This window comes from Neobacillus sp. NPDC093182, from assembly GCF_044754045.1.
The window spans coordinates 192,830-205,599 of sequence record NZ_JBIVOI010000008.1 but is presented as its reverse complement, the minus strand read 5'-3'; the positions used below and the strand labels follow the sequence as shown (position 1 = coordinate 205,599).

Genomic DNA, 12,770 nt, shown 5'->3' with positions numbered 1-12,770 from the left:
AATATATTTTATTAGAAGACTAATTATTGTTTCGATATGTAAACCACTAAAGTACGTAAGAGAAGTATTTTAATATGTAATATTTATTTCCCATAATTAATGTAACTGAGTTGATAGAACTTGTATATAGTGATCGACATTGGTGGTACTTTTATCAAATATGCATTAATGAACAGAGTAGGAGATATTGTTAACAAAAGAAAAAGACCGACCCCAACAACAAATTATCCGACTTTAAGCAAGTGATTTTTTCGATTATTGAAGAACATTTATCGTTCAATTAAAAAAATAAAGTCTGTGCCCTAAATATAAAGAAAAAGTCAATTTTCTATTTAGAATTAAATTCCCAAAATGCTTATTAATATATAAACTTTTCAATCGGGTAAGTATGAGTTTAAGCCATAAGCATTCTGTTGATAAATGTATAAATAAGAAAATTATGTAAAAGGATGATATGTAAAAAACAGCCTAATGGACTGACCATCAAGCTGTTTTTATAGAGATTTAAAATAAATTGGAATATTATGTGTTTTTTTGTGAGCGCTATTGAATTATTTGATAATCTTATCTTTTGTAATATTGTATTTTTCTATCTTTCTATAAAGCGTTGCACGAGAAATTTGCAGTTCTTTTGCTGCTTTTGTGAGGTTTCCGTTATAGTAATGAAGGGCCCTTAAGATTTCTTTTCTTTCTACTTCATTGATGGTTAATACTTCTCCTAACTCAACTAACGGTGTTTCAGTATTCTTTTTATAGTTATCTAAAACATCAGTAATATTCTCAAGGGTGATCTGTTCTTCAGTAGCCAAAACAACTAATCTGTAAATGCTATTTTCAAGCTCTCTTACATTTCCACGCCAAGGGTAGGAGCCTAAATATTCTAGTGCTTCCTTTGTAAATGACGTCTTCTTTTGTTCTTGTCTATTGTATATAGTCACAAAATAGTTAACAAGTCGTATAATATCATCTTTTCCTCGTTCGTTTAGTGAAGGAAGCCTTAGATTAACGACGTTCAACCTAAAATACAGGTCCTCACGAAATCTCCCATTGCTCACTGCTTCAAGCAGATCAACATTGGTAGCAGCGATCACACGAACATCGACCCTAATTGGATTTTTCCCCCCTAAGCGATAAATCTCTCGTTCCTGAAGTACCCTTAATAGATATACCTGATGTTCTAACGGTAGTTCTCCAACTTCATCAAGAAAAATCGTTCCTTCATTGGCAAGCTCGAATTTCCCTTTTTGCCCGCCTTTTTTAGCTCCCGAAAAGGCACCTTCTTCATAACCAAATAATTCACTTCCTATTAAATCTTTAGGAATAGCCCCACAATTAACTGTTACAAAGGGTTTTGCAAACCTTTGACTAGTTTGATGGATTGCACGTGCAAACATTTCCTTCCCAGTACCAGTTTCGCCTAATATTAATATATTTGCGTGACTTAAAGAAACCTGTTTTGCTTTTTGGACAGCTTTTTGAAAAGGAGGGCTGTTACCGATTAGTTCAGCAAAAGTAGAGGCTTTGACTGTTTTAAATTTATCAGTCTTGCTTCCTACCGAATAGAATTTTATAATCCATCCAATAAAAATCCCCTTAAGACTGATACGGTTTATTACAATTCGAGTATCTATGCCATTTGGCAATGTATCATAATATTCGATTTCTTCTTCATTTAACTTCATGTATTTTTTTAAATTTGGCAATGCTAATGCAGTAACTGAATGCCCAACCCAATCTTTAGAGGATGGTCCTAAAAATGAAGATATTTTTTCAGAACACCGGATAATTTGTTCATTAATATTAATTGCCAGAATAGAATTGGCACCTTGAGATAACTGGCTAATGTAATAATCTAATAGAATTGAATCTTGTTTTAAATTGTGTTTTTCTATTTTTCTCTCAATTGCAGAAACGCTCGCCTGAACTAATCCAAACGTGTGAGATGTAAATATTTCTTTGGGGCCTGTAACATCTAGTACACCGAGAATTTTATTATTTCTCGTATTGTGTATAGGAATGGCAAAGCAACTAATGTCATGATACATCGTGTTGAAATGCTCCGCACCTGAGACGAAAATAGGCTTATTATGACTTAAAGCTAGTGAAATTGCATTTGTGCCCATAGTTTTTTGATTTATTATCGATCCGGGAATATTGTCTATATTTTCCATTTGCTCTATTATAGTCGAGTCACCTGAAATTGCTAACAACATAGCTTCTGAATTAAAAAGTTCAATAATGGAAGAGGAGGATTCTAAATAAATCTTAAGTTGTTCAATTGTCTCCTCTGCAATGTTAACAAATAAGTTGTTACTATTTAAATAACTTTCGAATTTTTTAGAATCAACAGGTATCTTAGAAAGAAATGGGTCTATATTTTGTTGTTTACTATCCAGCCATGATTGCGTTATATAGGGAGAAAGCTTTTCGTCGATTATACCATCGGTCATAAAATTTTCCCAAGACTCACGTATTTTTTTTTGATTCCCCTTAAAATTAAATCCGTACATTATCTTTTATCCTCCTAAAATGTAAACGCTTTAAAAAAATCATGTAGATGCTGGCGAATGTTTAAATAATTAGAAATTCTAATTAATACATAATTATATATAAAACTCGGAATATTTCAACAAAATTGGTTAAAAATAATACAGTAGTTAAACAATTGTATTATTTTGATTCACTAATTAATTATCTTCCTCCCACATCCTCTCTGGTTTAATTTAATTTTTTATTTCTGAAGATCTATGCTTCTAAATTCCAGGACTAAAGTTTTTAAACAATTTTGAGACACTTTTCAAACAAGTGTATCGTTTTTAGTCACTTTATTCTATCCTTAATTCCCTTTTAGATGTTAAGTTTTCACCTTGATTGTTTTTTAGTGTCCTTTTCAAGAGGGAAAATTAAGTTTTTTTCCTTGTTAATCGTATTGGCACGTTAATTGCATTATAAAAAGGTAAGTAATGCAAATTACAATTTTTTTTGCAAAGGAGATTAATAATGAGTCGTTTAAATGAAAAGTTGGATTTTGACGCTATTGTAATAGGTGGAGGATTTAGTGGCATTTATGCAGTACACCGATTAAAAAATGAACTTAATCTAGAAGTTTGTGCTTTTGAAAAAGGAGGACATGTTGGAGGAACCTGGTATTGGAATCGTTATCCAGGTGCTCTATCAGATACTGAAAGTTTTGTATATCGGTTTTCTTTCGATAAAGAATTATTACAAGATTATTCTTGGACACATAATTATTTAAAACAGGAAGAAGTTCTTGAATATTTAACACATGTTACTGAACGTTTTAATATTAAAGATCAATTTAGACTTAATACAAAAGTCATAAAAGTAAGATTCAATGAAGAAGAGTATTGTTGGGAAGTAACAACCAACAAAATGGAAACGTTTACTGCTAGATTTCTTATTACTGGATTGGGGCTTTTGGCTTCTGTTCATCTACCAGATATCCCTGGGCTTGATAATTTTAAAGGACAATATTATCATACTGCGAGATGGCCCCAAGATGCGGAGTATAAAGGTAAACGGGTCGGGGTTATTGGTACGGGCTCTACAGGAATTCAGCTAATAACCAAAATTGCTCCTGAAGTTGACCATTTAACGGTATTTCAGCGTACTGCACAGTACACTGTTCCGCTGGGCTATCGAAAACAAACAAAGGAAGAAATTGCAGAAATCAAAGAAAATTACGACGAGATCTGGGAAACGGTAAGAAATTCTGTTACAGCCTTTGGTTATCCTGATACAGAGACTAGTGCATTGGATGTTTCTGAAGAGGAACGCGAAAGAATGTTTGAGGAAGCATGGAGTAAAGGAAATGGATTCCGTTTTCTGAGTCATGTATTTAATGATCTTTCTATCAACCCAGAATCAAATGAAGCTGCAGCAAACTTTATTAAGAAAAAAATCCATGAGATTGTCAAAGATCCTGAAACTGCTCAAAAATTAACACCTACAGAACCTTTTGCAAGACGCCCATGTGCTGATAAGGGTTATTACGCTACATTTAATCGTGAAAACGTCACACTTGTAGATATTAAGGAAAATCCTATAGTAGAAGTTACGGAGAAAGGTATTCGTACTGCAGAAGGTGAACATGAATTAGATGTTATTATTTTCGCCACAGGTTTCGATGCGATGGATGGTAATTATAAGAAGTTCGATATGATTGGACGTAATGGCATAAATCTAAAAGATAAGTGGAAAGACGGATCAAGATCTTATTTAGGAATTATGGAATCTGATTTTCCAAATATGTTTATGTCACGAGCTCCACTTAGCTCGTTCACTAATAACCCTCCAGCAATTGAATCGGAACTAGGATGGGCAATAGATCTCATAAAACATTTAAAGGACAATAATTTAAAAACGGCGGAACCAACGAAAGAGACAGTAGATGATTGGTATAATCTATGTTTAGAAACGTCAAAAGGAACATTGTTTCATAAGGCACAGTCTTGGATTTATGGTGCAAACATTCCAGGAAAACCATTTTCTTTAAGATTCTATATGGGAGGAATGGGAAATTACAATAAAGAATTAGAGAAGAGAGGATTTAAGGAACTAGTATTTGACAAGGTGCCAGAGAAAATTACTAGTTTGTAGAAGTGATTGTGTTTTAATAGTAAAACATTTAAGCTTCAGCATATCAATTAATCTAATAACTCTAGCAAACTAACATAGCTAGAGAAGCCGTTTTAATCCTGCCAATGCAATTGCGGCGTTAGCAAATATGCTTGCAAGAAAAGGAGATAAAATTAAAAAAGGGGAAATTATATTATATGGTGCCTTAACTAGTGCTGTATTAATAAGAGTCGGAGATTTTGTTTCTGGTAAATATAATGGTTTAGGGGAAGTTACTTTCTCCGTCGGAGAATAATAATATTAAGCTAACACTAAAAGTACTAGCAAAACCTAAATGAACGCCGACCACCTGCTAACCATCTTGCTAACACATTGGCTAACATACTTATTTTCTGAACTGAATTTATTTAACTGATTTGAATTTAGCCTTCGACAAAACCCTAAAATTAACATTTATTTAACTAATTTAATTCAATTGAACTAGATTGATTTTGCCAAATAAGATTGACAGGATGGGGGTCACAGGTTCGAGCTCTGTACAGGTCATCATTTCCAAAAGCGTCAAACTCTTGTGAAACAAGGGTTTGACGCTTTTTCAATTCGTTCATTTCTTCAACCCAACCACCGAGTTAGGTGAAATTGCACATATATTGCACAAACGTTGCAAATTAATTTTGCAGGATTGTCTCCTCAAATCGGTTTGCACTTTTCCGCTGCATTTTGCGATTGACATAATAGAATGCTCTGGATTTTATTGTAAGGGCTAATAAATTATTTGATAACTTTATCTTTTGTAATATTGTATTTTTCCATTTTTCTATAAAGCGTTGCACGAGAAATTTGCAGTTCTTTTGCTGCTTTTGTGAGGTTTCCGTTATAGTAATGAAGGGTGCTTAAGATTTCTTTTCTTTCTACTTCGTTGATGGTTAATACTTCTCATGACTCAACTATCAGTGCCTCAGTATTCTTTTTATAATTATCTAAAACATCATTGATATTTTCTAGTGTGATTTGTTCTTCAGTCGCCAAAACAACTAATCTGTGGATGCTGTTTACAAGCTCCCTTACATTTCCACGCCAAGGGTAGGATCCTAAATATTCTATTGTTTCTTTGGTAAATGATACCTTCTAAAAAAATCATGTAAGATGCTGGTCGAGTCTTCAAAAAATTATAAATTCCAATTAATACATAATTATATATAAAATTTCAACGGATAGGTTCAAAATAATACAATATTTAAACAATTGTATTATTTTGATTCACCAATTAATTATCTGCTCTCGCTTCCCCCAGATTTAATGCTATTTTGTGCTTACAAGGAAAACCCATTTAATATCCGGAAGATCTATGCCTCTAAATTCCTGGACTAAAGTTTTTAAACAATTTTGAAACACTTTTCAAACAATTGTATCGTTTTTAGTCACTTTATTCCTAATCATTAATTCCCTTTTAGATATTAAGTTTTCACTTTGATTGTTTTTTTTATACATTTTTATGAGAGTATATTAAGTTCTTTTTAATATTAATCGCATTGGCACGTTAATTGCATTATAAAAAGGCAAGTAATGAAAATTACAATTTTTTTTGCAAAGGAGAGGTAAGATGGGGAAAATAACAATTAAAGCACTTCAATGCGGAACTTTTGGTTTAGATCGTGATGCATTATTAGCAGGCGCACAACTTAATGTATACAACAAGAATAAACAGCGTGAATGGTATAACTGCCCTTCCTTCACTTATGTTATTGACCATCCGGATGGCAAAATGCTCTTTGATGCGTCGATTTGGAGAGGGTGGCAAAAGGAATGGCCACAAGAATGGATTGACACCACAGACTACACAAATGCTTCTGACGAGGAATATTTTGAAGCTCGGCTTAAGCAATTAAAATTAGAACCCTCTGATTTTAAATATGTGTTTCTTAGCCATTTACATTCTGATCATGCTGGTAATGCACGCCTTTTTGCAGGAACTGATGCAAAAATTCTCGTTCATGAAAAAGAATTAACAGGTGTTGCGCAATTGGAGGCTGATGGAAAGAATGCCCATAACTTCTTTTTATCTTCGGACTATAGTGTAAGCGGACTCAAGTATACAACTCTTTATGGAGACCAGGAAATTATGAAAGGAATTCGTGCGATCAGTCTTCCGGGTCATACTTGGGGAACAATGGGATTAATGATTGAACTCGAGCATTGTGGAACCATTATTCTTTCCGGTGATTCCTTATATTTAGCAGACAGCTATCATACCGGAAACGGTGCAATGATTGACAATAACCGTGACGAATGGCGTCAATCATTAAACAAAATAAAGCTTTTACAAAAAGCATATGATGCGATGATTATCCCTGGACATGATCATAATGTCATTCATCATAAATGTTCATGCCATCCATTAAGAGAGGAATCGAAACTAAGATTGTGGCCTGATTCATTATATGATTAATTGAAACCGCATTAAATTAAAGATAACTTATCAATTTTATAGCCCAATAGGGTTTATTTAATAAAAATTAATGAAAACTTATGAAGAGTAAAAAATGGAATTTTCAATGTTTTATTTACCAACTATTGCAGGACAAGAAGTAATCGTACAAAAAGCAGACTCCAATATTTTGATTCAACGTTAGTAGTTTACGATATTTAACAATTCATATAAGGTAATTAAACAAAGAATTAGCAATTGGATTAAAAATGGATACCATTGTTACTTCTATGGTATTCATATTTTAAAGTCATGCAAAGGGGTTATTATCATGTATATCAATGGAACGTGGATTGAAACACAAAAAAAAATTACAATAAAAAATCCTGCAACCCTTGAAACATATCAAGAAGTATATGCAGGAGATGGTTCTCATGTACAAAAAGCAATTGAGGCCGCAGAAAAAGCTTTTTCTACGTGGTCGGTGCTCCCTGCGATTGAAAGAGCACAGTATTTGGAGAAAGTAGCTGCGAAGTTGCTTGAAAAAAAAGAAGTACTGGCGAAAACTATCACCTCCGAAATGGGTAAAGCCATTACGAATGCGCGTTATGAAGTAGATAGTACTTCTTCTTTTTTTAAATGGTTTGCAGAAGAGGCACGAAGAACATATGGTGAAACGATTCCTTCGACAAAACCGAATAAGCGCTTAATGGAAATTAAGCAGCCGGTTGGAATTGTCGCAGCTATCACTCCTTGGAATTTCCCTTTATCAATGGGAGCTAGAAAACTGGCTCCGGCACTTGCAGCCGGTTGTACAGTTATTCTTCGGCCTTCAAATGCATCACCGTCAAGTGCAATTGAACTATTTAAAATCTTTGAAGAATGCGAATTTCCACCTGGGATTGTTAACTTAGTGATTGGTTCTGCAAAAGAAGTGACTGATCCCTTACTTGTAAGTCCAAAAGTACGCAAAGTTTCATTTACTGGTTCAACAGAAGTCGGAAAAGAGTTAGTGAGAAAATCAGCGGATACTCTAAAACGTGTATCAATGGAGCTTGGTGGGCACGCGCCTTATATCGTATTTGAAGATGCTGATCTTGACTTAGCTGTTGAAGGTGCAATTACGATTAAATTCGGCTGTGCGGGCCAACAATGTACCTCAGCCAATCGTATATATGTACACAACAATATTCATGATGAATTCATAGCCAAATATGCAAAAAGAATCCAGCAGCTTAAAGTTGGAAATGGAATCGATGATTCTTGTGAAGTAGGTCCTCTCATTAATGAAGCGGCTATCCAAAAAGTACAAGAACATGTAGAGGACGCTGTAAACTTGGGAGCTACCTTAGTAGCTGGTGGAAAACAATTAAAAGAAGGACCCTACACGAACGGATACTTCTACCAACCTACATTATTAACGGATGTAGACGAGCGGATGAAAATATCTTACGAAGAGACATTTGGGCCTGTTGCTCCTGTATTCCGATTTGAGTCTGATGAAGAAGTGATAGAAAAAGCAAATCATGCACAATATGGATTGGCTGCTTATTTTTTTACAAATGACCTTTCACGAGCTTATAAAGTCATGGAAAAGCTGGAATTTGGAATTGTGGGAATAAATGACCCATATCCATTCGCAGTCGAAGGTTCATTTGGCGGGTTTAAAGAAAGCGGTCTTGGAAGAGAAGGCGGACATGGCATTGATGAGTATATGGAATCTAAATTTGTCTCCATCGCTCTTCGTTAAATTAGACAAAAGGAGGTACTACTATGGGACTAATTAATCAGAAATTCAATTCCATTTTACCTACTGAAATTGTTTTTGGAAAAGGAATTGTTGCAAGTGATCTGGCTAACAAATTACTAGATTTAAATGTACAGAAAGTCCTGATTGTTAGTGATTCTGGATTGAAAAATTTAGGGATAATTGATGGTATCGCTGATTCATTAAGGGTAGGTGGCGTTGAACCTTTTATTTTTGCTGAAGTCGAACCAAATCCAACAATGGAAGCAGTTCATCAAGGAAGAAAAGTATATTTTCAACATAATTGCACTGGAATTGTAGCAATAGGCGGGGGAAGCAGCCTTGATGCAGCTAAAGCCATTGCGGTTGCCAGTGTCAATGAAGGAGATGTGAATCAGTATGGAAGAGGAAAAAAGACTATAAAAGGTCCGCTGCCTCCAACGATCATGATTCCAACGACGGCTGGTACAGGGAGTGAAGTTACAAACGTTGCTGTAATCACTGACACGAGACAAAAAAGGAAATTCGTTTTAGCCAGCACATATCTTATTCCAACTTGTGCCTTTGTTGATCCAGTGATGACGTACTCTTTACCGCCTAAACTCATTGCTGCCACTGGAATGGATGCGCTTGTACATTCGATTGAATCATATGTCAATAATAGAGCACAGCCAATTAGTGATGCACTTGCACTTGAGGCAATCAAGATGCTTAGGAAATATTTGCCGAAGTCTTATGCTGATCCGACCAATGAGGAGGCAAAGGCACAAGTCCTCTTAGCCAGTACGATTGCTGGTTTATCTTTCTCAATGTCCGGAACGGCCCTTGTACATTCACTATCACATCCAATGACTGCATGGTTTGAAGTACCACATGGTTTGGCTAATGCTATTATTCTTCCGTATGTGATGGAGTTCAATTTAATTGCCAATTACGAGAAATATGCAGAGGTAGCTTACCTTTTTGAAGAGGAAACAAGGAATTTAAGTGTATATAAAGCTGCAGAAAAATTAGTTGATCACTTGAAGAATTTTGCTAGAAAACTGGATATACCTGAAAACTTCAATTATTTATCAGAAGTAATAGATGAAGAGGTCATCGAAGGTCTAACGCGTGATGCAATGGATGACCGTGGAACATTCCCAAATAATCCACGCAAACCATCTAAAGAAGAAGTAAGAGCTTTATATCAACAATTACTCCCGCAGTATAAAGCAACTATGGCTATTAACTATTAAAGATCTCTGGCTTTAATTGAAATTTGCTGAAAAGGAGAATTCCAATGATTCATAAGAATGCGATGGACTTAACTAATAGCATTAAAAAATATCGTCAGGATATGGATCAATTGATGAAAATTAAGGATATTTCCCATCCAGATGTAATAAAGTTGCTGTCAACAATTAGAAAAGAGAATTATGTTGTTAAAAAAGTATAAAAAGATATAAGTGTTAAACCTAAATAATTTACATGCATTGATTAAATTTAATAGAGAAAGAAGGTATAGCAGTGAGTAAGATTAAATCTGCCTCAGAAGCAATTTCTATTGTGAAAGATAAAGACCGCATCATGGTAGGAGGGTTCGGGCTTATTGGGTGTCCGCTTACATTGGTTGAGGCATTGGCTAAGCATTCTGTTAAGGATTTAACCATCATTAGTAACAATCTTGGAGAACCAAATGGGAAAGGACTAGGAAAAATTCTCCATCAATATAAGATAAAAAAAGCGATTGGATCTTTTTTTACCAGTAATCCCGATGTAATTAAATTCGTAGAAAAAAATCAACTGGACGTTGAATTAGTACCTCAAGGAACGTTGGCAGAAGCGATCCGGGCAGCAGGGGCAGGAATTGGCGGGTTTTATACTAAAACATCTGCAAATACAATTTTGGCTGAAAATAAGGAATACAGATGGATTGATGACGTGAAGTATGTTTTCGAAAAGCCAATTCATGCCAATGTATCTTTAATTAAGGCTTGGAAGGCTGACAAAAATGGTAACTTAGTATATTACAAAACTGCAAGAAATTTTAATCCTGTAATGGCAATGGCTGCGGATATCTGCATAGCAGAGGTAGATGAAATTGTTGAACCAGGTGAACTAGATCCCGAAGAGATTGTAACTCCTCATATTTTTGTCGACATGATTGTTAAAAGTGAGGTAAATCTATAATGACTCAAACCAAACAAGTAAAAAGTGAAACCAAGCAGGTTAAAGAACGAATTGCCAGAAAAGCAGCAGAATTTTTAAAGAGAAATCAAGTAGTTAATTTAGGTATTGGTATTCCAACAATCATTGCAGATATCGTTCCTCAAGGCATTATTTTTATGCATACAGAAAATGGAATGCTTGGTGTTGGTCCAACCCCAAATCCAGGAGAAGAGGATAAACAAATTATAAATGCGGGGAAGAAGCACATTACAGAAACCATTGGCTGTTCTTATTTTGATAGCGCCCAGTCTTTTGCCATGATTCGGGGAGGACATATTGATACAGCGGTACTTGGAGCACTTCAAATTAGTGAAAAAGGGGATATTGCCAACTGGGCAGCGCCTGGAAAAGCAGTGCTTGGTGTAGGTGGTGCAATGGATTTAGTTGTTGGTGCAAAAAAAGTTATCGTTACAACAACCCATTTGACTAGGGAAGGAAATCCAAAAATCCTGTCAAAGTGTGATTATCCTTTAACTGCCGAGCAAGAAGTGGATATTCTCATTACTGAGTTTGCCGTCTTTTGTTTTGATGAGGCTGGTATGGTACTGTGTGAGATTTCATCGGATATAACATTGGAAGAGTTAAAAGAAATTACTCCGGCAAATTATCGGGTTTCCGACCATTTGAAAATTTGGTGACCAATTTTAAATATCTTTAATGAGCAGAGGGGAAAAGGAAGATGAAAGCACTTGTAAAGGCTGAGAAAAAAGAAAAAGCATTAGAAATACGTGAGGAAAAAAACCCGAAAATTAATGAGGACGAAGTGTTGGTAAAAGTGGTTAATGTAGCTGTTTGTGGAACCGATTTACATGTCTATGAATACACTCCTGGCTACGAATTCATTAAAACGCCTTTAATTATTGGGCATGAATTCAGCGGTTTTGTTGAAGAAGTTGGTTCAAAGGTTAAAGGATTTAAGCCTGGCGATCGAGTAATGGGGGAGTCCAACCGCTACTGCAGGAAATGTGAAAATTGCAAGAAGGGGCTAACTGATATCTGCTTGGATTCTCAAATGACAGGCCTCCATTTGAATGGAGCAATGGCTGAATTTATAGCAGTACCAGAATACAGCCTCCATTACCTTCCAGAAGGTTTATCCTTTGAAGAGGGAGCTATTGCTCAACCGGTTTCCGTTAGTCTTAATGCTGTTTTCGATCATAGTAACATTACCCCTGGAGATAAAGTAATAGTTTACGGACCTGGGATCCAAGGGTTGATTGCTGCTCAAGCTGCCTACATTAAAGGAGCTACAAAAGTTGGAGTTGTTGGAACAAATTTAGATGAAGAGACCAGACTTCCTATTGCAAGAGAAATGGGATTCTCTACGTTTAATACAAGTATGGGTTCGGTGGCTAAACAGATTGAAAAGGAATGGGGTGTTTGTGAAGTGGATGTCGTTCTTGATGCTTCAGGTGCAATCCCGGCAGTTGAAGAAGGATTAACTCTATTAAAACGAGGAGGGCATTTTACAGCCTTCGGAATCTATTCTAGACCGTTGCCATTAGATTTAACCAAGCTGGTCCGCGCGGAGATTACATTCCATACAAGTTACACTTCCGCATGGAAACATTATGCACAAGCACTTCAACTTCTGGCAAGTGGAAGAATAGATGTAAAACCTTTAATAAGTAACTATACTTTTGAAAATAGTTTACAGGCATTTGAGGATGGGGTTTCAAAAATAGCTATTAAGCCGGTTATACACTTTGAATAACGATCTAATGGGAGGGGAAAATGAACTGCATGGATATTTATACACGATCAACCGGAAAAAATCCTCCTATC

General features: G+C 35.4%; 11 protein-coding genes and 1 pseudogene. 9 read left to right on the top strand and 3 right to left on the bottom strand.

Features of this window, described 5'->3' with window-relative positions:
• Positions 1 to 551: 551 nt before the first annotated feature.
• A complete protein-coding gene (locus ACIQAA_RS16300) occupies positions 552 to 2,510 on the bottom strand; it encodes a sigma-54-dependent Fis family transcriptional regulator (protein ID WP_402621464.1) in 1,959 nt (652 codons plus the stop codon).
• 490 nt (positions 2,511 to 3,000) lie between these two features.
• On the opposite strand from ACIQAA_RS16300, the gene ACIQAA_RS16295 reads away from it, so the two are divergent.
• Both ACIQAA_RS16295 and ACIQAA_RS16290 read left to right on the top strand, forming a co-directional pair.
• Positions 3,001 to 4,620 (top strand): flavin-containing monooxygenase, encoded by a 1,620-nt coding sequence (locus ACIQAA_RS16295; protein WP_402621463.1) that lies wholly within the window; start codon positions 3,001 to 3,003, stop codon positions 4,618 to 4,620.
• Between the two features lie 127 nt (positions 4,621 to 4,747).
• Positions 4,748 to 4,894 carry a hypothetical protein gene (locus ACIQAA_RS16290; RefSeq protein WP_402621461.1) on the top strand — a complete coding sequence of 49 codons (147 nt, stop codon included), beginning with the start codon at positions 4,748 to 4,750 and terminating at the stop codon, positions 4,892 to 4,894.
• 476 nt (positions 4,895 to 5,370) lie between these two features.
• Here ACIQAA_RS16290 and ACIQAA_RS16285 read toward each other — a convergent pair whose 3' ends face one another.
• Together ACIQAA_RS16285 and ACIQAA_RS32420 are read right to left on the bottom strand one after the other, a co-directional pair.
• Complete coding sequence (locus tag ACIQAA_RS16285; protein WP_402621599.1) at positions 5,371 to 5,523, bottom strand: helix-turn-helix domain-containing protein; 153 nt, start codon at positions 5,521 to 5,523, stop codon at positions 5,371 to 5,373.
• A gap of 12 nt (positions 5,524 to 5,535) precedes the next feature.
• A pseudogene (locus tag ACIQAA_RS32420) lies at positions 5,536 to 5,709 on the bottom strand (AAA-type ATPase lid domain-containing protein); the annotation flags it as partial.
• A 493-nt stretch (positions 5,710 to 6,202) separates the two neighbouring features.
• On the opposite strand from ACIQAA_RS32420, the gene ACIQAA_RS16280 reads away from it, so the two are divergent.
• From ACIQAA_RS16280 to ACIQAA_RS16250, 7 genes are all read left to right on the top strand, one after another.
• Positions 6,203 to 7,048, top strand: a complete 846-nt coding sequence (locus ACIQAA_RS16280; protein WP_402621459.1) for an N-acyl homoserine lactonase family protein — start codon at positions 6,203 to 6,205, stop codon at positions 7,046 to 7,048.
• 310 nt (positions 7,049 to 7,358) lie between these two features.
• The gene (locus ACIQAA_RS16275) at positions 7,359 to 8,777 is read left to right on the top strand and encodes an NAD-dependent succinate-semialdehyde dehydrogenase (RefSeq protein WP_402621458.1); all 1,419 of its coding nucleotides are present in this window, start codon (positions 7,359 to 7,361) and stop codon (positions 8,775 to 8,777) included.
• Between the two features lie 23 nt (positions 8,778 to 8,800).
• Positions 8,801 to 10,012: an iron-containing alcohol dehydrogenase gene (locus tag ACIQAA_RS16270; RefSeq protein WP_402621456.1), complete on the top strand. Its 1,212-nt coding sequence runs from the start codon at positions 8,801 to 8,803 to the stop codon at positions 10,010 to 10,012.
• Positions 10,013 to 10,056: 44 nt separating this feature from the next.
• The gene (locus ACIQAA_RS16265) at positions 10,057 to 10,212 is read left to right on the top strand and encodes a hypothetical protein (protein WP_402621455.1); all 156 of its coding nucleotides are present in this window, start codon (positions 10,057 to 10,059) and stop codon (positions 10,210 to 10,212) included.
• 71 nt (positions 10,213 to 10,283) lie between these two features.
• Entirely contained in the window at positions 10,284 to 10,946 is a 663-nt protein-coding gene (locus ACIQAA_RS16260; RefSeq protein ID WP_402621453.1) for a CoA transferase subunit A, read from the top strand.
• Positions 10,946 to 11,623: a 3-oxoacid CoA-transferase subunit B gene (locus ACIQAA_RS16255; RefSeq protein ID WP_402621452.1), complete on the top strand. Its 678-nt coding sequence runs from the start codon at positions 10,946 to 10,948 to the stop codon at positions 11,621 to 11,623. The genes ACIQAA_RS16260 and ACIQAA_RS16255 overlap by 1 nt, the downstream gene beginning before the upstream one ends.
• 41 nt (positions 11,624 to 11,664) lie before the next feature.
• Complete coding sequence (locus tag ACIQAA_RS16250) at positions 11,665 to 12,699, top strand: zinc-dependent alcohol dehydrogenase (RefSeq protein WP_402621450.1); 1,035 nt, start codon at positions 11,665 to 11,667, stop codon at positions 12,697 to 12,699.
• The last annotated feature ends 71 nt before the right edge of the window (positions 12,700 to 12,770 follow it).

What these genes read in the sequence shown, in the direction of transcription:
- ACIQAA_RS16300 (WP_402621464.1), bottom strand. Translation starts at nt 2,510, where the DNA reads ATGTACGGATTTAATTTTAAGGGGAATCAAAAAAAAATACGTGAGTCT.
- ACIQAA_RS16295 (WP_402621463.1), top strand. Translation starts at nt 3,001, where the DNA reads ATGAGTCGTTTAAATGAAAAGTTGGATTTTGACGCTATTGTAATAGGT.
- ACIQAA_RS16290 (WP_402621461.1), top strand. Translation starts at nt 4,748, where the DNA reads ATGCTTGCAAGAAAAGGAGATAAAATTAAAAAAGGGGAAATTATATTA.
- ACIQAA_RS16280 (WP_402621459.1), top strand. Translation starts at nt 6,203, where the DNA reads ATGGGGAAAATAACAATTAAAGCACTTCAATGCGGAACTTTTGGTTTA.
- ACIQAA_RS16275 (WP_402621458.1), top strand. Translation starts at nt 7,359, where the DNA reads ATGTATATCAATGGAACGTGGATTGAAACACAAAAAAAAATTACAATA.
- ACIQAA_RS16270 (WP_402621456.1), top strand. Translation starts at nt 8,801, where the DNA reads ATGGGACTAATTAATCAGAAATTCAATTCCATTTTACCTACTGAAATT.
- ACIQAA_RS16265 (WP_402621455.1), top strand. Translation starts at nt 10,057, where the DNA reads ATGATTCATAAGAATGCGATGGACTTAACTAATAGCATTAAAAAATAT.
- ACIQAA_RS16255 (WP_402621452.1), top strand. Translation starts at nt 10,946, where the DNA reads ATGACTCAAACCAAACAAGTAAAAAGTGAAACCAAGCAGGTTAAAGAA.
- ACIQAA_RS16250 (WP_402621450.1), top strand. Translation starts at nt 11,665, where the DNA reads ATGAAAGCACTTGTAAAGGCTGAGAAAAAAGAAAAAGCATTAGAAATA.